The 18807-nt window shown below is 62.4% G+C and carries 20 protein-coding genes and 1 pseudogene; 10 read left to right on the top strand and 11 right to left on the bottom strand.

Annotated features, from left to right (window positions below; all coding sequences use genetic code 11):
• Window positions 1-36: 36 nt before the first annotated feature.
• The 3 genes from ACPPVR_RS17895 to ACPPVR_RS17905 all read right to left on the bottom strand — a co-directional run bounded on the left by ACPPVR_RS17895 (window position 37) and on the right by ACPPVR_RS17905 (window position 2332).
• On the bottom strand, window positions 37-1041 hold the full coding sequence (locus ACPPVR_RS17895) for a helix-turn-helix domain-containing protein (RefSeq protein ID WP_426615482.1): 1005 nt from the start codon (window positions 1039-1041) through the stop codon (window positions 37-39).
• Between the two features lie 457 nt (window positions 1042-1498).
• Complete coding sequence (locus tag ACPPVR_RS17900) at window positions 1499-1765, bottom strand: hypothetical protein (RefSeq protein WP_426615483.1); 267 nt, start codon at window positions 1763-1765, stop codon at window positions 1499-1501.
• A 303-nt stretch (window positions 1766-2068) separates the two neighbouring features.
• Window positions 2069-2332 (bottom strand): hypothetical protein, encoded by a 264-nt coding sequence (locus ACPPVR_RS17905; RefSeq protein ID WP_426615484.1) that lies wholly within the window; start codon window positions 2330-2332, stop codon window positions 2069-2071.
• Between the two features lie 294 nt (window positions 2333-2626).
• On the opposite strand from ACPPVR_RS17905, the gene ACPPVR_RS17910 reads away from it, so the two are divergent.
• The 3 genes from ACPPVR_RS17910 to ACPPVR_RS17920 all read left to right on the top strand — a co-directional run bounded on the left by ACPPVR_RS17910 (window position 2627) and on the right by ACPPVR_RS17920 (window position 4894).
• Entirely contained in the window at window positions 2627-3073 is a 447-nt protein-coding gene (locus ACPPVR_RS17910) for a hypothetical protein (RefSeq protein WP_426615485.1), read from the top strand.
• A 106-nt stretch (window positions 3074-3179) separates the two neighbouring features.
• Entirely contained in the window at window positions 3180-4052 is an 873-nt protein-coding gene (locus ACPPVR_RS17915; RefSeq protein ID WP_426615486.1) for a DMT family transporter, read from the top strand.
• Between the two features lie 98 nt (window positions 4053-4150).
• Window positions 4151-4894, top strand: a complete 744-nt coding sequence (locus tag ACPPVR_RS17920) for a hypothetical protein (RefSeq protein ID WP_426615487.1) — start codon at window positions 4151-4153, stop codon at window positions 4892-4894.
• Window positions 4895-4953: 59 nt separating this feature from the next.
• Here ACPPVR_RS17920 and ACPPVR_RS17925 read toward each other — a convergent pair whose 3' ends face one another.
• Both ACPPVR_RS17925 and ACPPVR_RS17930 read right to left on the bottom strand, forming a co-directional pair.
• A complete protein-coding gene (locus ACPPVR_RS17925) occupies window positions 4954-5256 on the bottom strand; it encodes a histone (RefSeq protein ID WP_426615488.1) in 303 nt (100 codons plus the stop codon).
• A 66-nt stretch (window positions 5257-5322) separates the two neighbouring features.
• Window positions 5323-6762 (bottom strand): cryptochrome/photolyase family protein, encoded by a 1440-nt coding sequence (locus ACPPVR_RS17930; protein ID WP_426615489.1) that lies wholly within the window; start codon window positions 6760-6762, stop codon window positions 5323-5325.
• 168 nt (window positions 6763-6930) lie between these two features.
• On the opposite strand from ACPPVR_RS17930, the gene ACPPVR_RS17935 reads away from it, so the two are divergent.
• Window positions 6931-7326: a DUF2177 family protein gene (locus ACPPVR_RS17935; RefSeq protein ID WP_426615490.1), complete on the top strand. Its 396-nt coding sequence runs from the start codon at window positions 6931-6933 to the stop codon at window positions 7324-7326.
• Between the two features lie 4 nt (window positions 7327-7330).
• Here ACPPVR_RS17935 and ACPPVR_RS17940 read toward each other — a convergent pair whose 3' ends face one another.
• Entirely contained in the window at window positions 7331-7990 is a 660-nt protein-coding gene (locus ACPPVR_RS17940) for a peroxiredoxin (protein ID WP_426615491.1), read from the bottom strand.
• Between the two features lie 392 nt (window positions 7991-8382).
• On the opposite strand from ACPPVR_RS17940, the gene ACPPVR_RS17945 reads away from it, so the two are divergent.
• On the top strand, window positions 8383-8955 hold the full coding sequence (locus ACPPVR_RS17945; protein WP_426615492.1) for a hypothetical protein: 573 nt from the start codon (window positions 8383-8385) through the stop codon (window positions 8953-8955).
• Window positions 8956-9011: 56 nt separating this feature from the next.
• On the opposite strand, the gene ACPPVR_RS17950 is transcribed toward ACPPVR_RS17945, so the two are convergent.
• The 5 genes from ACPPVR_RS17950 to ACPPVR_RS17970 all read right to left on the bottom strand — a co-directional run bounded on the left by ACPPVR_RS17950 (window position 9012) and on the right by ACPPVR_RS17970 (window position 15488).
• Window positions 9012-10877 carry an alkaline phosphatase family protein gene (locus ACPPVR_RS17950; protein ID WP_426615493.1) on the bottom strand — a complete coding sequence of 622 codons (1866 nt, stop codon included), beginning with the start codon at window positions 10875-10877 and terminating at the stop codon, window positions 9012-9014.
• An 870-nt stretch (window positions 10878-11747) separates the two neighbouring features.
• A complete protein-coding gene (locus ACPPVR_RS17955) occupies window positions 11748-12065 on the bottom strand; it encodes a response regulator transcription factor (protein ID WP_426615494.1) in 318 nt (105 codons plus the stop codon).
• 53 nt (window positions 12066-12118) lie between these two features.
• Window positions 12119-13342, bottom strand: coding sequence for an ABC transporter permease (locus ACPPVR_RS17960; protein ID WP_426615495.1), 1224 nt, complete (start codon window positions 13340-13342; stop codon window positions 12119-12121).
• The gene (locus ACPPVR_RS17965; protein WP_426615496.1) at window positions 13339-14064 is read right to left on the bottom strand and encodes an ABC transporter ATP-binding protein; all 726 of its coding nucleotides are present in this window, start codon (window positions 14062-14064) and stop codon (window positions 13339-13341) included. Before ACPPVR_RS17965 ends, ACPPVR_RS17960 begins: the two co-directional genes overlap by 4 nt.
• Window positions 14061-15488 (bottom strand): efflux RND transporter periplasmic adaptor subunit, encoded by a 1428-nt coding sequence (locus ACPPVR_RS17970; RefSeq protein WP_426615497.1) that lies wholly within the window; start codon window positions 15486-15488, stop codon window positions 14061-14063. The genes ACPPVR_RS17965 and ACPPVR_RS17970 overlap by 4 nt, the downstream gene beginning before the upstream one ends.
• A 592-nt stretch (window positions 15489-16080) precedes the next feature.
• Here ACPPVR_RS17970 and ACPPVR_RS17975 point away from each other — a divergent pair.
• The 5 genes and pseudogenes from ACPPVR_RS17975 to ACPPVR_RS17995 all read left to right on the top strand — a co-directional run bounded on the left by ACPPVR_RS17975 (window position 16081) and on the right by ACPPVR_RS17995 (window position 18793).
• Window positions 16081-16733 (top strand): annotated as a pseudogene (locus tag ACPPVR_RS17975) (response regulator transcription factor).
• A 170-nt stretch (window positions 16734-16903) separates the two neighbouring features.
• The gene (locus ACPPVR_RS17980; RefSeq protein WP_426615498.1) at window positions 16904-17296 is read left to right on the top strand and encodes a curlin subunit CsgB; all 393 of its coding nucleotides are present in this window, start codon (window positions 16904-16906) and stop codon (window positions 17294-17296) included.
• 173 nt (window positions 17297-17469) lie between these two features.
• The gene (locus ACPPVR_RS17985; protein ID WP_426615499.1) at window positions 17470-17829 is read left to right on the top strand and encodes a curlin; all 360 of its coding nucleotides are present in this window, start codon (window positions 17470-17472) and stop codon (window positions 17827-17829) included.
• A gap of 44 nt (window positions 17830-17873) precedes the next feature.
• Window positions 17874-18284: a curlin gene (locus ACPPVR_RS17990; protein ID WP_426615500.1), complete on the top strand. Its 411-nt coding sequence runs from the start codon at window positions 17874-17876 to the stop codon at window positions 18282-18284.
• A gap of 170 nt (window positions 18285-18454) precedes the next feature.
• The gene (locus ACPPVR_RS17995; RefSeq protein ID WP_426615501.1) at window positions 18455-18793 is read left to right on the top strand and encodes a curlin; all 339 of its coding nucleotides are present in this window, start codon (window positions 18455-18457) and stop codon (window positions 18791-18793) included.
• Window positions 18794-18807: the final 14 nt, after the last annotated feature.

An 18807-nucleotide genomic window follows, 5' to 3' on the forward strand; every position in this document is an offset into this window, starting at 1 on the left:
CAGTAAAGACCCCGCGCAGAGACTGCGCGAGGTGCTTCAGGGCTGTCCGGCATTGGCAACGTGATTCAAGAGCACTTGTTCCGGAGCGGCCTTTCGGTAGCGGCCTCGCGCCAGCGTGTCCGAGGGGGTTTCGTGGAAGGTCGCGCGATAGGCCGCGGCAAACTCGCCCAGATGATGAAAACCCTGAGCACGCGCGCAGGTCGCCACTGTCGCGCCACCGCCTTTGAGGAGCCGGGCGCGGGTGGCCCACAGCCGCTTCAGGCGGATGTATTGATGCAGGCTCATGCCGCGCACCTTCGTCACCGCGCCGCTGAGCGTCCGAATTGAAACGCCGAATTCGTCGGCGAGATTGGCCGTATAGATCGGTGCGGTCGGATAGGCCGTGACGTAATCGTCGATCCGCTGCACGAGCTTGGCGGATCGCGCGCCTGCGATCGGGGCACTGTGATCTGACAGCGGGTCGATGCGAAACAGGTCATCGAATGCGAGCAGCAGGCCTTCCTGGAGATGTGCGGCGACCTCCGTGGTTTCGAACATCCGCGGCTCTACCGACGCGGTGCGCAGGATGTCGAGCACGAGCTGCCGCGCGTGAAGATGAGCGGCGCGGTCCGCGATGCGAACCCATAATTCGTCGGCACGATCGAACCAGCCGCGATCCCTGAGAACGGGTGAGAAGATGATCAACGCGTGATAATTGGTCTGGGGCTCGACGAAATGGCAATCATGGTTGCCGCGCAAGGCCACGAAAAAGCGCGCGTCGAGATCGATCCCGCTCGAACTGGCCCGCAGATCGTCGGTCATCGGCAGGATCACCATGCCGCCCGGCGCGCGATAGGCGGTATCGAGTATGCGCGCGAACGACCTGGCCACGATGATCCGGCACGCCGGCAGGTTCACCACCGCTCGCGCGGCCGCGAAGTTGGTGACGTCGAGCGGAATGCTCCTGGCGTCTTCCAGCAACTCGGCCGGCCGAAACGCGTCGACATCGGCAAAGCTGATAAGTTGCAGGGCGGACGAGGAGGCGAGAGCGTCGAAGAACATTCGTCTGGCCGGATATTGAAATGTGACAATGAAATGAATGTCGGTACATCGCCATCAATGGCGAAATCCGACGATTCAGTAAACTGGATTCCGGGCCGTAGTATTGCGGACATCATGCCACGAGGGCTGTCAGATCGATGTCACCGTCAACGTTCCCGGCTCATCGGTTGACCGGAGGCGAGGTCGATGAAATGGAGGCGCGTGCAAGCGGGACAGGCGAAGGACTCGAAGCTCCGTCCCGCTTGTCCCTGCTGCTTCTCGAGATGCGTCTGCACATTCATGCCCGTCTGTGGGCATCGGAAAACAATCAAATCGGCCATCGGTGCAGCATGACGGCACGATGAATTTCATCTTTGATCTAGATCAGTTTTGGAATCGCTCCAGGCCAAACCACAGACGCCACCCGGGCATGCCACATCTCGCAAAAGCGAAGGGGCCCCGAGGGCCCCTTCAAAATTCACCAGCGGCGATAGCCGTAATAGCCATAGTAGCGCGGACGTGGCGCATAATAGCGCGGCGGCGCATAGTATCCCGGACCATAACCATAGGCGTAGTTCGGCTGCCACCAGCAGCGCCCCCACTGATTGCAGACCATGCGGACTTGCTCCACGTCGGAGACCTGCGGGGTCGCAGGTGCAGGCGCAATAGGCATGGCGGACGCCGCCGGCGATGCCGCGAGGGCACCAAACATGGACGCGGCGACGAGGCCAATCTTCAACTTCATGATGTCTTCCTCTGCTTACGCAATGCAGGTTATCGAAGATGTTCTGATCAAATTGTGGCGGAACCGAAATGTAATGCTGATGAACAAATCTTCGGCTAACTTGCCGCAGCCCTGATCCAACGCCACTAAACTAGTCCAGGTCCAGGTTCGAACGCGTGGACAAGGCTGTGCGAGCGGCCCATCGCATGCGATGGACGCAAGCCAGCGCGAGGTCGCAAGACCTCGTCAAGCTGCCAGTCTACGTTGCTGTCGTCGGGAGCCCCCGGTTAAGGCGTCCGCGGGGAGAGAACGTGTCGGCGCCGCTCAGAAGCAGGGATGCCGCCGGCCGTCCTGGCCGACATAGGCCGCCGAGCTCTGGTAGCAATGGTTGGTGGAGGGGCCGTCGTAATAGGCGAACGTGCCCGCGGTGATCCCAGGGCCATAGTTGTGCAAATAGCTGATCGGGTAGGGCAGCGGATTGGTGTAGGAGCGGTGGTACCGGTGATGCACCCGCGCCTCCGCGAGGCTGGGGGCTAGGATTGCGGCCGACAGGGCAGCAACCGCGGCAACAAGCTTCAACTTGCTCATCTCGATTCTCCGGAACCCGCGCTTAGAGGTCCATTCCTTATAGCCATTTCGGGCCGGGTGGACACCCGTCCGGGCACCGGAAATAGGGGCAAACCCTGCAGATTCCGGGGCGGGTGTGACCGAAATGCCGAGGCCTGCCCCAAGGCCTGCCTATTTTTGGCCTTTTCGGGATGCTTAACGAATTCCCCACACAAGTATGACCAAAGAGAATTCGGTTAAAGGTTTCTCCCGCCGGCCCCTTGGGGTGCTCTTCGAGGCCGGTTCGCTCCTGCAAGGTTTTGCCGTCACGCTGCCATGCGCATCACGCTCCTCAGCCTGCTGTTGATCTTCGTCGCTGCCGCCACGCCAGCGCGGGCAGAGCTGCACATCACCCGCGACCATGGCGGCTATGTCGAGGAATACAAGGTCAAGTACAAACGCGTACGCGACAAGGGCGAGCGGGTCATCATCGACGGCATCTGTAACTCGGCCTGCACGCTGGTGCTCGGCATCGTGCCGATGAACAAGATCTGCGTGACGCCGCGTGCGAGCCTCGGCTTCCACCAGGCCTATTACGACAAAGCCTTCACCTTCGGTATCAAGGTCACCAGCTCGGAAGGGACGTCCGACCTGATGTCCTACTATCCCGACGCGGTGAAGGACTGGATCCGCCGCAATGGCGGGCTCACCACCGACATGAAGAAGATCAAGAACGGGGTCGACCTCTGGAAAATCATCGATCCCTGTCCGGAAGAATGGTGATCGGCTGATCTGAGCCGGTGCATCGCCTGCCGGCCGTGCAGTGCAACATCGCGCAGTCCTAAATTCGCGTTGCCGCATCGCCTACGGTCGGGCAATGAGGGCGGCAATGTATCATAATCAAGAAAATCTGGCCGCGCGGGCGGCGCCGGTCCTGTTCGTGGTGCTCTGGAGCACCGGCTTCATCGGCACCAAATACGTCATCAACAATGCCGATCCCTTGACCTATCTCGCCATCCGCATGGCGGTGGTGGTCGGCCTGATGGCGATCATCGCAGCGATCGCCCGCCCGAAATGGCCAGACCGCATCGGCATCGCACACAGTGCGGTCGCCGGCATTCTCGTCCACGGCTTCTATCTCGGCGGCACCGCGATTGCGATCGCGCATTCGATTCCGGCCGGGCTCTCCGCGCTCATTCCGGGTCTTCAGCCGATCCTGACCTCGACCATCGCCAATCGCTGGCTCGGCGAGAAGGTGACGTCGGTGCAATGGGCCGGCCTGTTGCTCGGCCTCGGCGGCGTGGTCATGATCCTGCACAACCGACCCATGACCGGCGAGGCCGGGATCGGCTGGCTCGCCTCGGTGGTCTCGCTGATCAGCATCACGCTCGGCACGCTCTATCAACGGCGCTACTGCAACCACATCGACTGGCGCGCCGGCAACCTCGTGCAATATGTGGCGGTCACCATCTTCTTCGCGACCGGCGCCTTCCTGTTTGAAGACCGTGTTGTGCATTGGACGCAGGAGTTCGTGCTGGCGCTCGCCTGGCTTGCGGTCGCGCTTTCGATCGGATCGATCGGGCTGTTGTACTGGCTGATCCGCCATGCCGCGGCGACGTCGGTCGCGAGCCTTTTCTACTTGGTTCCCGCCGTCACGGCGCTGATGGCGTATGTACTGTTCGGAGAGAAGCTCGATGCGTTGGCGATCGCCGGCATGGCGATGTGCGCGGCCGCGGTCTTCGTGGTCAACCGGCGCTTCTAGGCCGACAGGCCGGGCCGCCGGAATACATCCCTGACGTGCGGGCACGTTCGTGTTAAGCTGAACGCATTTCAGCTTTCCTTTCAACGCGGTGATTTCCCATGAAGAAAGCCAGGCGCGCACTGCTCGGCAGGTCCATGAAGCCGGTTCGGATTGCCTGCATCAACTACGCCGAGGAGGTGATCGACGACCGAATGATGCGCAAGCTCACCGCGGCGCTGCAGAAATGCTACGATCAGCATTTCCTCCCTATCTGGGGCTATCCGGTCGATCTCTACATCACCCGCAAGCCAAAGCCGACCGACTGGGAGCTGGTCTACTTCGATGACGCCTCGCACAAGAACATGCTCGGGCGCCATGAGCTCACCCGCCGCGGCCGGCCGATCTCGAAGATCTTCGTCAAGTCGCTGGGCGACGAGCCGGTCAGCGTCGCGGCCTCGCATGAGCTGTTCGAAATGGTGCTCGATCCCATGGCCAATCTGTGGGCCGACCAGAATCGGAACACCCAATATGCTTATGAGGTCTGCGACGCCGTGGAGGAGGATTCCTTTGTCGTCAGCGGCTTTCCGATGTCGAACTTCGTCTATCCGTCCTGGTTCGAACCGTTCAAACATCCGCGCGGCACCAAATTCGACCACAAAGGAACGTTGAAGGAGCCGTTCAAGATGACGGAGGGCGGCTACGTCATCAAGAAGGTCAACGGCAAAAAGGTGATCAGGGCGTTTGGGTCACCCGAGAAGCGGCGGCGCTTTGCCAAAGAGGATCGGCGCGGCCATCGCAGCGAATTCCGTGATCCCAAGGGGAAGCATCACCCGGGCCGGCGGGCGTCCAAGCGGCGAGGATAGGGCAGCGCGGAAAAGCCTCCGGGCGCGCCCGCACCCGGAGGCCGGTTCTCGTGCTGCGATCAGCGCTTGGCCTTCTTGGCCTTCTTTTTCGACTTGGCGGCTTTCTTCGCCGTTTTCTTCGCGGTTTTCTTGGCAGCCTTCTTCACGGATTTCTTGGCTGCCTTCTTCGACGACTTCTTTGCAGCCTTCTTGGCTTTCTTCTTGGAAGCCTTCTTCGCCATCTTCGGCGCTACTTTCTTCGCGACCTTCTTGGCGGCTTTCTTCACCTTCTTCACGGCGATGACTGCGGCTTCCTTGGTCGCTTCCACGGCGCTGGTGATCGTCTCCATCGCCTGCTCGGTGATCGGCTTGTCGTCGTCCATATCGTCCCCCAATGTTTGAACGGAGCGATGACGATAGCGGGTTTCAAAATTGTGTCAAAGCAACGCTCAACCTTTGCGGATCTTTGCGTAGGCGGCTAACGCGCGCTCGCGCCCTTTGGCGTGATCGACGATCGGTTGCGGATAGGTCTTGCCGAGCGTGATGCCGGCGCTTGCAAGCTCGATCGGTGTCGCCTGCCAAGGCTGATGGATCAGCTTCGCCGGCAGATCCTTCAGCTCCGGCACCCAGCGTCGGACATAGGCTCCGTCAGGGTCGAACTTCTCGCCTTGGAGCATCGGGTTGAACACGCGGAAATAGGGCGCGGCATCCGCGCCGCAGCCGGCGACCCACTGCCAGTTGGCCGGATTGCTGCCGGCGTCAGCATCGACCAGCGTGTCCCAGAACCAGCTCTCGCCGTCGCGCCAGTCGATCAGGAGATGCTTGACCAGGAAGGAGGCGACCACCATCCGCACCCGGTTGTGCATCACGCCGGTGTGCCAGAGCTCGCGCAGGCCCGCATCGACGATCGGATAGCCGGTGCGCCCGCGCTGCCAGACGGCGAGCGCCTTCTTATCGGCCTTCCAGGGGAAGTCATCGAAGCTGGTTTGCAGGTTTTCGGTGGCAAGGTTTGGGTGATCGTGGAGGAGGTGGCGGCAGAACTCGCGCCAGCCGAGCTCGCTCAGGAATTTTTCGATGCCGGGTGCGAGCGCCGGATCCTCGGCTGCGGCGAAGCGCGCGGCGTGCCAGACCTGGCGCGGGCTGAGCTCGCCAAACCGCAAATGTGGCGAGAGGCCTGAGGTGCCCTCCCGGTCCGGGCGGTCGCGATCACCGACGTAACTGCGGGCCGTATGCTTGAAGAAGTCGCGCAGGCGCGTGCGAGCGGAGGCCTCGCCGGGCGTCCAGCTCTCGCGCAGGCCGCCTGCCCAGTTGGGCTTGGTAGGCTCGAGCTTCCAGCCTTCGAGCGGATCGCTTGCGATCTTCGAGGAAGGGCGCAGTTCCTTCGGCGCGGGCAGGGGCTTCGCGGGATCGCCGGGCGCCAGCACGCGACGCCAGAACGGCGTGAACACGCGTAAGCCCCGGCCTTCCTTGTTGCGTATTGCTGAGGGCGGCACCAGCAGGTCGCCGGGAAAACTTCGTGAGTCCACGCCGAGCTTTACCAGCGCCGCTTCGAGCTGTCTCTCGACGGCCTGATGCGGAGCCTGAGCGACGCTATTCCAATAGACGGCACCGGCTCCGCTGTCGCGCGCCACATCCGGGATCACCTTGGCCGCCGGTCCCTTCCGCAGGATCAATGATCCCCCGATCTTGCCAAGGTCGGCGCCGAGCGCCCCCAGCGATTGCGCCAGCCACCAGCGCACAGCGCCGCCCGGCGCGCGTCCGGCCGTCTCGTCCAGGACATAGAGGCAGATCACCGGCGCGCCGGTTTTGGCGGCGGCGTGGAGGGCGGGGTGATCGGACAGGCGGAGGTCATCGCGGAACCAGACGATGATGGGCGGCGCGCTTGGCATGTTTTCGGATGAGCCTGATTGAGCGGGTTATTGATATACGGGACGGGCGGGAAGAGTTTCATGCCTGCCGTGATCAAGGCCTTGCAGCAGGCTGAAACCGCTTATCTGCAACGACGTAGTTTGATGGCATCCTGGGAAACGTCCGCGCCTGCGGATGGGAGAGTGTCAGTGAATCGTATCGCCGTCCTGTATGTCGCAACCCTGATCGTGCTGGTGGGCCTGGATTTCGTGTTCCTTGGCCTCGTTGCTAAGGGCTTCTTCACCGCACAAGTCGGCGACATGCTGGGCGAGCTCAAGCCGGTGCCGGCCGTGCTCTTCTACCTGCTCTATGTTGTAGGCGTTCTTATTTTCGTCAGCGGCGCGACCGCTGCGACCTGGCAGTCGACGCTGCTCTATGGCGCGCTGTTCGGGTTGTTCTGCTACGCGACGTTCGATCTCACCGCGCTGGCGCTGCTCAAGCATTGGAGCTGGCCGGTCGCGTTCCTCGACATCGGCTGGGGCGCGGTGGTGACCGCGGTCTCGTCGACCGCGGGTCTGTTGGTGGCGGACCGGATGACGGCGTAAGCCGTTATTTCGGCTGCGGCACGATCCGGATGTAGGGCTTCGGCTCTTTCCAGCCCTGCGGGTAGATCGTCTTGGCCTCGTCGTTGGAGACCGAGCCCGCGATGATGACGTCCTCACCCTGCGACCAGTCGGCAGGCGTTGCGACACGATGCTTGGCGGTGAGCTGGAGCGAGTCGATGACGCGCAGGATTTCCTGGAAGTTCCGCCCCGTGGTCATCGGATAGACAAGCACCAGCTTGATCTTCTTGTCCGGCCCGATGATGAAGACGTTGCGGACGGTCTGGTTGTCAGCCGGTGTGCGGGTGAGGGGATCGCCCGAGGTCGAGGCCGGCAGCATCTCGTAGAGCTTCGAGACGTTGAAGTCGGTGTCGCCGATCAACGGATAGTTCGGAGCGGCGCCTTGGGTCTCCTTGATGTCCTCGGCCCACTTGGCGTGGCGGTCGACCGGATCGACCGAGAGTCCGATCAGCTTGACGCCGCGCTTGTCGAATTCCGGCTTGAGCCGGGCCAGTGCGCCGAGCTCTGTCGTACAAACCGGCGTGAAGTCCTTCGGGTGCGAGAACAGCAGCGCCCAGCTGTTGCCGATCCAGTCGTGGAACTTGATCTTCCCTTCGGTGGTCTCGGCTTCGAAGTCAGGGGCGGTGGTGCCGATCGGAAGTGTCATGGTTCTACCTCATCATATTGAATTTGCTTGTGAATTCGTCTCTCGCCGTCACGGTTAGTATAGGCTCTCGGCGGCCCCAAGTGAACGTCAAGTGAACCGCTTCAAGTAAAATGTGAATTCCTTCCCTGAAAGGCCGATTTCCTAGCACCTTTCTGTTACAGCGGCGACTGCGGCGAAACATCTCCACCGGGGCCACACGGTCTCGATTGCCCCGATAAAGCCTTGTATGACCCGCATCACGCTCGCCCGACGTTTGATGGAACCAAAATGGTCCTGATAGCGACCAATTGGCAACCATCAAGAAAAGTCGCGATCCCAATATCGAATCATTAACCACCCCTTTACGCCCGCATGAAAATGCTGGTCGATCAGAAGAAATCTGGAAGTGAACTATGTCTGCCGCACTGCCGAAGTCAGTTGAGTCGCCGTCCCTCGAACCGTCCTGCCGCGATACCGCGGCTCATGCACTCTCCGTCGTGCGCGACGGCGTAATCACGGGCGAAGGCCCGACCACCAAGGGCCGGGTGCACTTTTCCCGCTCTATCGATGCCGATGACACCGCCTGGTGCGCCCGCATCCTGACGGCCGCCGCCGTCAACGACCAGCCGGTCAGCCGCGCCGAGGCCGAGGCGCTGTTCGAGATCAACGAAGCCGCAACCGAGCGCACCGATGGTGGCCGGTTCGACGACCTGCTCGCCAAGGCCGTGGCTCACTACGCCGCGAGCGCGTCGGGCCTGAAGGTGCCGCCGCGCAGCGTCGCGCTGTCTGCAGAGTCCGACGTCGAGAGCTGGGCGCCGTCCTATGCCTCCAAGGTCAACAGCGAGATGCTGGAGTGGATTGCCGGCCAGATGCGCGGCAAGCGCCAGAACAACCGTCGCCTGATGGCGATGGTGGCGACCTTCCTGGGCGCCACCGCGCTGCCTCTGGCGGGCCAATTGCCGAACGTGTTCGACATCGGCATGTAGGTTTTGGCATGTAAGATTATCGCGCCCCTTGCGGGGCGCGAGAGAAAGCGGCGGGGTTATTTCCCCGCCGTTTTTTGTTTGCCGGCGTCCGGCTCTAGGCCCAGCGTGCGGCCCGGGAAGCCGGCGGTGTCGAAATAGCGCTGGCTGCCGACGCGCTGGACGTTGAGGACGGTCTGAAGGCCGTTCTCGGAGGTCTTCGACTTCTCAACGGCCTTGTACGCCTTCGGCACGATGCCGTTGGGCAGCGCCTCCGACATCACGCGGCCGACCAGACCGCCGTTCTGCGAGCCGCGCAGGCCGAGGATCTGGGCGGCGGTCATGCCGACGTCGGCATTGCTGACCGGCAGCTCATTGACGAAGCCGGCTTTGAAGTCCGGACCGATCGCAGCCATGAAGTTGAAGGTGTCGCCCCGGCTGAAGCTGCCATGCATGCCCTGGCCCTGGCGCAGCACGGTGTCGGCGACCTGCACCGAGCAATTGGTCGGCGCCTCGCCGCAATCGCTGGCATAGGAGCGGAAGTTGACGACGATCGCCGGTGTCGGGGTCGCTGCCTTGCCGCGCAGATTGATGCTGGACAGCGGCAGGGTGCCGGGAAAACGGCCGAGCGAGTCATCAACGAACAGGCCGGAGACGTAGTCCTGTTCGAGCAGCGCCTTGACGGTCTTGGCCGCCAGCTTCTTGTCCTTGTTCGGCAGGTAGACCAGGTCAGAGCCGCCATTGGTGGCGATGACGAGATCGGGCTTGGTCGGATCCTTGCCGAGCACGCCGTTACCGGCCTTCGGATGCGCGTTGCCGCTGACGGCGGCGTTCTTGTCGTTGGGGTCGAACAGCGGCAGGTCGAGTGCCTTGGCCAAGTCGAGCGCCAGGAAGCCCATCGGCAGGAAATCCTCCGGCGTATCGTCGTAGCTGACCTTGGCCGAGGGGCTGGTCTTGCTCTCCTTGGAGATGGTCGAGAAGCCGTGGTCGGCCTGGATCATGATGTTGGTGTTGGCGGCAAGCCCGAGCTCGTCCAGCGCCTTGCGGATCTGGGCGAGGTTGTTGTCGACGTTCTTGATGCTCGCCATCGTGCTCGGGCCGTTGATGCCCGGCATGATCTGGTTGAGGCTGTCGCCCTGGTTATGCTGGGTGCCGTCCGGGTCGCGCGACCAGAACACCAGCACGAACGGCTTGTTGCGCGCCTTGAACATCGGCAGCACGACCTTGGCGGCGACGTCGGCGAAATAGGCCTGCTGCGCAATGTTGGCGACCGTGGTGCCGGGCGTCTTGGCGTCGCCCGCCTTGCCGTTGTCGCCGCGGCTGGGCGTGGTGAGGGGCAGGCCGGCCTTGGTCAGTGCGTCCTTCATTTCGTCGGACAGCGCGACGCCAGCTTTGCCGCCGGTCGAGTCGTCGATCACGATCGAGTGCTTGCCCGGCTTCTCCGGATGATCGGTATGGTCCCATTGGTAGGTCGGGCCGACCTTGCCGATCGCCGCCGTGCTCAGGCCCTTGTCGCGGGCCAGCTTCAGGACGGTCTCTTCGTTGAGATAGTCGCCCTTGAAATGCTCGTCGATGTCGCCGAGCACGGCGTCGTTCTCGATGAAGGGGACCACGGTGTCGCCGGCGGGGCCGGAGGTGTAGTTGGTCCAGATCGTGTTGGAGAACACGCCGGTGTCGCCGAGATAATGGCCGGTCGACATCGCCGAGCCATTGGCCATGGTGAAGGTCGGAAACAGCGAGTGCGAGTTCTTGAAATTGACGCCCTTGTCGCGGACCTCGGCCATGGCCGGGGCCGTTTCGGGCGTGACCTTCAGCGCGCGCAGCCCGTCAGGGATGAACAGGATCAGGTTGCGGGGGGTGTTGTTCTGGGCGGAGGCAAGTCCGGTGGAAAGTCCGGTGGACAAAACTGTCAGTCCGGCGGACAGCAACACCAGTGAGCGGCGCATCAAATCTCTCCCTGCCTGCGGTGAGGCGGCTTGGCGGCCGACCGTGGCCGCCGCCTTCGTTTAGTTTCGCTGTATGACAGTTTTGTTACAAGCGCCATTGACCGTGCGCACGAGACCGCAGTTTTGGCGTCCCGTTGCCTCAACGCCATCATTGCGAGCGCAGCGAAGCAATCCAGAGTCTTTCCGCGGTGGCAGCCTGGATTGCTTCGCTGCGCTCGCAATGACGGAGTGTCGCAGACACACCCTCGCATCCTCGCGGCTTGTTTCGCCCGAGCTTTGCTTCGTTGCCTTACCCCCGTGAAAGTGGGCGCAGGGAAGACCCGGGAGCCGGCTGGCTCCCATGGACCGCTATGCCAGATGCAGATTGCGCTACAATGCACAGCGGGAAACAGGGCAACCGGAGACATCCCGGCCTTCCCTGCGCGGATGGTTGGAACGGCGTATGTCGTGCTCTCCCCGGGGAGCGATGCGCTATTGCCCCCGTCGCCTTGCGGATGGCTGATGCGTGCGCCCGGTCGGGCAACACACATCACCACAAGACTTGGCGCACAGACTCCGGGCGCCAGGACGACACGATTTGGCCGTACGCGAGCACCACCGGTCGTGCGTGCGACGCCATCGCTCACGGCTCTCCGCCCTGCGATCACCTTCGCACCGATGTGGCCCACGTCCACCGCCGCCCGGCCCGCGTTCGTGACGATCGCGATGCGCCCCTCTTCCTTGGGCCGGAGTTAGTCGTCCTTAACAAAATTCAGAATTCGAATAAAGAGAAATATTTGAGTGTCTATGTCTTGACCGCAGATTGGCGTGTTTTGCCCGACGGGCAACGCTACGGAATGTGGCGAAGGCCATGTCGTCAAGGTCTTGTCGTTAGTCCGGCGCGGTTAGCACCGGTGGATTTTGTGCAAGCGCCTGCGCAGGCTTGGCCGTCGCCGGGTAGACTCTCGCGTTGGCCAGATCGCGGCGGAGCGATTGCGGTGCCGCATGGAGCGCGAAGATGATCGCGATCTGGGTCCGGTTATGGAGGCGGTATTTGCGCATGATGTTGCCGATATGCGCCCGCACCGTGTTCTCCGAGATCTTGAGCTCGTAGGCGATGTTCTTGTTCTGCAATCCGCGCGCGATGAGCATCATCAGCTCGCGCTCACGCGGCGTCGGTGTGATCGAATCGTTCGGATCCGGGCCCATGACTTGCTCCTCCCTGGCCTTTGGTTTGATGTTGTGGCCACCCCAGCATGTTCTCACTCCGTCTTGAGCGCCTCGATTGGACTGAGCTTGGACGCCTTGTGTGCAGGATAGAAGCCAAAGATGAGGCCGGTCGCGATTGAAAAGGCGAGGGCCAGGGCAATTGCTTCGCTGTCGATCGACGTGATCCACCCGGCCATGCGCGCGACCGTCATCGATAGCGTGACACCGCCGAGGACGCCGATGGCGCCGCCGAGCAGGCAGAGCACGAGCGCTTCGCAGAGAAATTGGAGACGAATGTCCCGCATCCGCCCGCCGAGCGCGCGGCGGATACCGATTTCGCGGGTGCGCTCGGTGACCGAGACGATCATGACGTTCATGATGCTGATGCCGCCTACAAGCAGCGAGACCGAGGCGATGGCGACGAGCAGAAGCGCGACGGTGCGGATCGCCCCCTGCTGCGCTTCCATGGCGGCGGCCGGATCCTGGACCTTGAAGTCGTCTTCCTGGCCGACAGCGATGCGATGCCGCTGCCGCATCAGGCTTTCGATTTCCGATCGCGCCCCAGTCATCTGACCGTCGGCGGCCACCTTGGCGATGATATAGGCGACCGAATCCCGGTTGATGTTGCTGGCGCTGCCGAGGAAGCGCAGCTTGGCCGTGGTGAGGGGGACGAAGGCGACATCGTCCTGTGCGGGTCCCTTGCGATCGAGCACGCCGACCACTTCGAGCGGGACCTTCATGATCCTGATCTGCGCGCCAATGGGATCATCGCCCGGCGCGAACAACTCGCGCGCAACCGTGCTTCCGAGGATCACGACCTTTCCCGCGGCGGCTTCCTCCGTGCTGGAAAAGTAGCGTCCAGACGTGAGCTGCCAGTCGCGCACCATGAAGTGGCCGGTCGTCGTGCCGTTGATCGTCGTGTTCCAGTTCTTGCTCTCGTGGATGATTTGCGCGGTCCCGGCGATCGAGCCGGCCGCAGCCTGGATCTCCGAGATCTGTTCGAGGATGGCCTGCACATCGCTTTCGGTCATGGTCAGCTTGCTGCCTTCCTTGAGGCGCACGCCGCCCTGGTAGACCGCGCCGGGCGTAATCATGAGCACATTGGCGCCGATCGAGCGGATCTGCTCCTGGAGCCGCAACTGCGCGCCGGCGCCGATCGCAAAAACCGTCACGATCGAAGCGACGCCGATCACGATGCCGAGCATGGTCAGGAAGCTGCGCAGCGGATTGAGGCGCAAGGCGTGTAGAGCGATCTGGAAGCCCTGAAGCATGGTCATGACGCGACGCTCCGTTTCGGTAGCAACGGTGCTATCGTCTCGTCGCTGACGAGTTCGCCGTCATGCAGGCGGATGGTGCGCCGGCACTGGGTCGCTATGCCGGGATCGTGTGTAATCATCACGATGGTCTGGCCGTTCCGGTTGAGTGCCGCGAACAGCGCCAGGATCTCTGCGCCGGTGCGGCTATCGAGCGCACCGGTCGGCTCGTCCGCAAGGACGATCAGCGGCGAGGCGATCAATGCACGCGCGATCGCGACGCGCTGCTGCTCGCCGCCCGAGAGCTGTCGTGGAAAATGATGCGCCCGATGCAGCATGCCGACGGCCTCCAGGCTCTGTTCGGCGCGCGCAAGGCGCTCCTTGTGGCCCACTCCGCAATAGACCAGCGGCAAGGCGACGTTCTCGATCGCGTTGTGGCGTGCGAGCAAATTGTAGGACTGGAACACGAAACCGATGCTGCGGGCCCGCAAGGTCGACCTGCGGTCTTCCGACAGATCGGCGACATTCGCGCCCTCGAGATAGATCGCGCCTTCACTGGGGAGGTCGAGCAACCCGATCATGTTCATCAGCGTGGACTTGCCGGAACCCGACGGTCCCATGACTGCAAGGATCTCGCCCTGCGCGATGTCGAAGCTGACATTGCGCACCGCCGCGACCGCGATCCCGTCGGTCCGGTAGGTCCTGCCGACGGACTGGAGACTGATGAGGGGCAGGGCGCCTGTCATGATCCGAACCTGATGCCGAGAAATTCCATGCCGGCCGGCCGGATCGCCTGTCCGACCGCAACCTGGCTGCCCTCGACGAGCTCTCCGCTCTTGAGCGCGACCTGTTCGGTGCCCGCCGCGCCGACGGTCACGGGGATGCGCTGGAGTGCGCCACTGACGGTGCGGACCCAGACGCCGCTGCGTCCGGGAGCCGCATCTGCCGGCGCGCCCGAGGGCTGGAAGCGCAGCGCGGCCAGCGGTACTTTCAGCACGTTGTCCTGCTGCTCGATCACGATCTTGACCAGGGCCGTCATTCCAGGCAGCAGCGCGCCGTCGAGATTGGAGGTCGACAGCACGACGGTATAGGTGACCACGTGCTGCTGGTTCTGCGGCGCCTTGCGCACCTGCCGCACCGCGGCCTCGAAGCGGCGGTCGGGATAGGCATCCACCGTGAAGTGAGCCTGCTGGCCGGCTGCGATGCGCCCGATATCGGCTTCGTCGACCTGCGCGTGGATTTCCATGTCCTCCAGGCGATGAGCGACCACGAAGGTGGTGCGGGACTCCAGGCCAACCGCCAGCGTCTGGCCTTCGTTGACGAACCTGCCGACCACGACGCCGTCAATCGGCGAGCGGATCACGGTGCGGTCGAGATCGGCCTGGGCTGCAGCAAGGACGGCGGCCTTCTCTGGCACCGCCATCCTGGCCTGCTCCAGCTCGGCGTCGATTCGGCGGACGTCAGCCTGCGCGCCGTCGACGGCGTACGCATTCAGAGACATGAGGACTTCGGCCTCGCGCTCCTGGGCCACGCGCGCGGTGAATTCCGTCTGCGCGTCGTCGACCGTCGACGTGGCCACGACATTCTGCGACTGGAGCGCCAGCTTGCGTTGCAGGGTCTTCTGCGCAGAAGTCTTGACCGCTTGGGCGCTGTCGAGCTTGGCGGCGAGCACGTCCCGGCTGCCTTTGGCGTTTTGCAGATCGATCCTGGCGCGATCGAGCTTGGCCCGCTCGATGTCGACCAGGGAGTCGGAGACGGCTAATGCCGCCTTCGCCTCGTCGACCTTGGCCACGAAGGTGCGCGGATCGATCAGGGCAAGCGGCTGGTCCTTGCTGACGGTGTCGTTGAAGTCGACATAGACGCGGGCGAGCTGCCCGGACAGTTGCGAGCCGACCTCGATCGTCTTGACGGGTTGCAGGGCGCCCGTGACCGTGACGGTCTGCTCGATGCTGCCGCGCTGGATTGCGGCGTAGCGGAACATTGGTGCGTCCGGCCCGAAGGTCGGGGTTTCGCCGCCGGGCTTGAGGAACTGCTTCGTCGACTCATAGGCACGGCTTGCGTCGTCCGCGGCGCTCCCGGCAGCGCCCGCGACGACGTCCGGTGCTGCGCCGTAGGTTGCGGCGAGGCCGCACGCAGTTCCAAACAGGACAATGACTGGTACAAATCGCATATCAAAACCCGCCTTCTTGAAATGACTATGTTGGCGGAGATGTCGAATATCGCGCTATGGTTGTATTTCACCCAGGGTAGTGTCGTTGGTTCGATAGATAGTATGTCGCCGTTGATAGTGCGACGGACGGGTTCGCTCCATGATCCAGAAGTAAGGTCTGCGGGGTTGTATCTTTCGTGACTTGCGCGGAACACATACCGGGCGTATCGAAAAGATGCGCGCGGTATCGAACTCCGATAAGCTGGCTGAACGCTCCGTCTGGTTTCGCTCAAGCGGCTACCCGTCGGCGTTGGAGTCAGTGCATGAGTGGCGACACCATGACGCAGCTGGCGATATCTCGGCCGCGACGCCTGATCACCGCATCTCGCCGTGACGCCGCAGATGGCGGCCTCAACTCTCAGAGATCACGAAGCCCGATATGTGAACGCCTTCACTCGTCTTGCGCGCGTGTTGGCCGTAAGACCTTGCATCGGTTGGTTGATGCGACTCGACCGGTTCTCGCCGATGCTTTCAAGCACCTTGTTCTCGCTTGCAAAAACAATGGATGGCTCGCTGCTGGATCATCGAGCGTCAAGTCCGGGAGTCCGTTGCAATGAATTCAAATCAAGCCACAGTTTATGTCGTTGATGATGAAATTCAGATTCGAAACGCGATTGGCCGCCTCTGCGAGGAGACCGGACATCGGTGAGGCTGTTTGCCTCGACGGACGAGTTCCTCACGGAGAGTCTCTCCGATGGACCGTCTTGCCTCGTGCTCGATGTCCGCTTTCCCGGCACGTCGCCGACCGGGCTCGAGCTTCAACGCAGGCTCGCTGAATCGGGCGTACCGATACCGATCGTTTTCATCAGCGGACATTCGGACGTTCGTATCTCCGTCGAAGCCATGAAGCGGGGCGCGGTCGAGTTTCTGCCAAAGCCCTTCCGCGAACAGGAGATCCTCGATGCGATCAGGCACGGCATCGACCGCGATCGCAGGCGGATGCAGCGCGAAGACACAGTGCGCGAGGCACGTCAGCGCGTCGAAACGTTGACCGCCCGCGAACGGGAGATCATGTTGCTGATGGCGGAGGGGCTCGTCGCCAAGCAGATCGCGGCGAGACTTGGGGTCAGCGAGGTGACCGCGAAGGTCCATCGCGCCAGGATGATGCGAAAGCTGGAGCTGCGTTCACCGATCGAAGTCGTGAGATTGATCGACAGCATGGGTTTCGAAACCGAGACGGTGCGGACTGGCGCGGACATTCGTTGATCTAGCAGTGTCGGCGGCGAGATGCCGCACAACGTCTAGTCCGTACCGCTTAGCATGAACTGCAGTCTGTCGCACGAAGCACGATCGGTTCAGAGTTGTCCCACGATGTCGGGCTCCTCCAAGACGGCATCCGAACCCAGTCAGACAACTCGGCTAGAAAGGGATTTCCCATGCGCAAATTGTTTCTTACTTCCGTTGCCGTGCTCGCTCTGTCCTCCGCGGCTCAGGCTGCCAACACCTCGACCGTGCTGCAACTTGGCTTCGCGAACGGCTCCTCCGTGAATCAGCAGGGCACCGTGAACGACTCCTCGACCACCACCCAGCTCGGCATCTTCAACGGTGCGAGCACCATGCAGGGCACGACCACCCCGTCACTCAACAACGGCAGCACAGTAACCCAGGTCGGTGCCGTCAACTCAGCCACCACTGGCCAAGTCGGCCTCTTCAACAACACGAGCGGGATCACGCAGCAGTCGATCGGTAACCCGCCGAGCAACAGCGCAGCCGTTGGACAGCTCTCGATCATCTTCGGCGTGAACTCCAGCACGGTTGTGCAGCACTAAGCCAGCCCCGTATCGACCCGGGCGCGTCCAACGAGCGGCGCGTCCGGGCGGTACTCGACGGGCCATACCCGAAATGACCGCGATCAGGTTGCCTGAACGGGGCGGCGGATCGACGGCCGACATCTCGCGGAGGAAATGACATGCGCATGAAATTTCTCATCACGACGGCAGTCATGCTGAGCGCGCTGACCGCGGTCGACGCCCAGGCCGCCAACTCGGTTAGCGTGTTGCAGTTTGGTGCGACAAATCTCTCGTCCACAGTGCAGACCGGCCCGGTGAACAACACCGCGACGACGCTGCAATTCGGGTCCTTCAACCAGGCATCGAGCGCGCAACTCGGTTCATTCTCTTCGGTCAATTCAGTGACGATTGGACAGGGCGGCACGACGGCCACCGCGACCAATACCGCTACGGCTGGCCAAGTCGGAGGCGCCAACACGAGCCTGATTGGCCAGATTGGTTTGAACAACGCCGCCGGGGTATTCCAGCTCGGCATTCTGAACGGCTCCACGATTTTGCAGCAGGCTCCTTGACCTGAGATCGTGTGGTGAACCGGCAAATTTTGTGGAGGCATATGATGAACAGGCATTTTCTGGTCGTTGCGACGGTGGTTCTCGTCTCCTGCTTCACCGCGAACGGCCCCGCGCGGGCGCAGGGCGCTGACATCAAGACGATTGTCTCGGTCAATGGGCCGCCCGTCGTCGTGAACCAGAACAGCTCGCTCAACATGGTCGGCATATTCCAGATTGGCAGCAACACCAGCGCGACCGTCGCCCAAAACGGAAGCAACAATGCCACGGGAGTCCTGCAGTTCGGTGGCACAACGTCGTCATCGGTCGGGCAGGCCGGGACGAACAACTTTACCTTCGTTGGTCAAACCGGTCAGTCGGCAACGAGCCTCTTGTCGCAGCTCGGCGCCATGAATACGGGAGTGATCGCTCAATTCGGCAAGGTCAACTCGTCGATGGTGGTCCAGACCAGTCCGTGAGCTGCGCGCGGCCTCGTGAACTGTGATGGGGGAAGGCGATGAGATATGGTAGAGAGCTCCTGGCATTGGCGACGTTGCTCGCCGCCATCAGCGTTGCTTCGGAGGCATCCGCAGGATCCAGGCCATCGCCATCCATAAGTGGGTTCGCGCCCTCCTGGTCCAACAGGAACGTGAGCATCGAGACGGTCGTGGAGTTCGGCAATAACCCGCAGCCGGTCACGATCATCGAGAACAGCCGGATCAATATCGCGCGGGTGATCGAGATCGGGACGGGCACCGTCGATGCGACGATCGTCCAGAACGGGACGCGTAACTATGTCGATGTCATCCAGGTCGGCAGCACCACCAATGCGCTGATCGGCCAGTCAGGCGTGAGCAACATCGCCGATATTACCCAGGTCGGTAATTCGACCAATGCGCTCCTGCTTCAGATCGGCGACATGAACACGGGCGCGGTCAGGCAGTTCGGACGTTTCAACTGGTCGGCCATATTCCAGTTTGGACGATGATAAAGACGAAGAGG

The organism is Bradyrhizobium sp. McL0616 (assembly GCF_049993385.1).
Classification (GTDB): domain Bacteria; phylum Pseudomonadota; class Alphaproteobacteria; order Rhizobiales; family Xanthobacteraceae; genus Bradyrhizobium.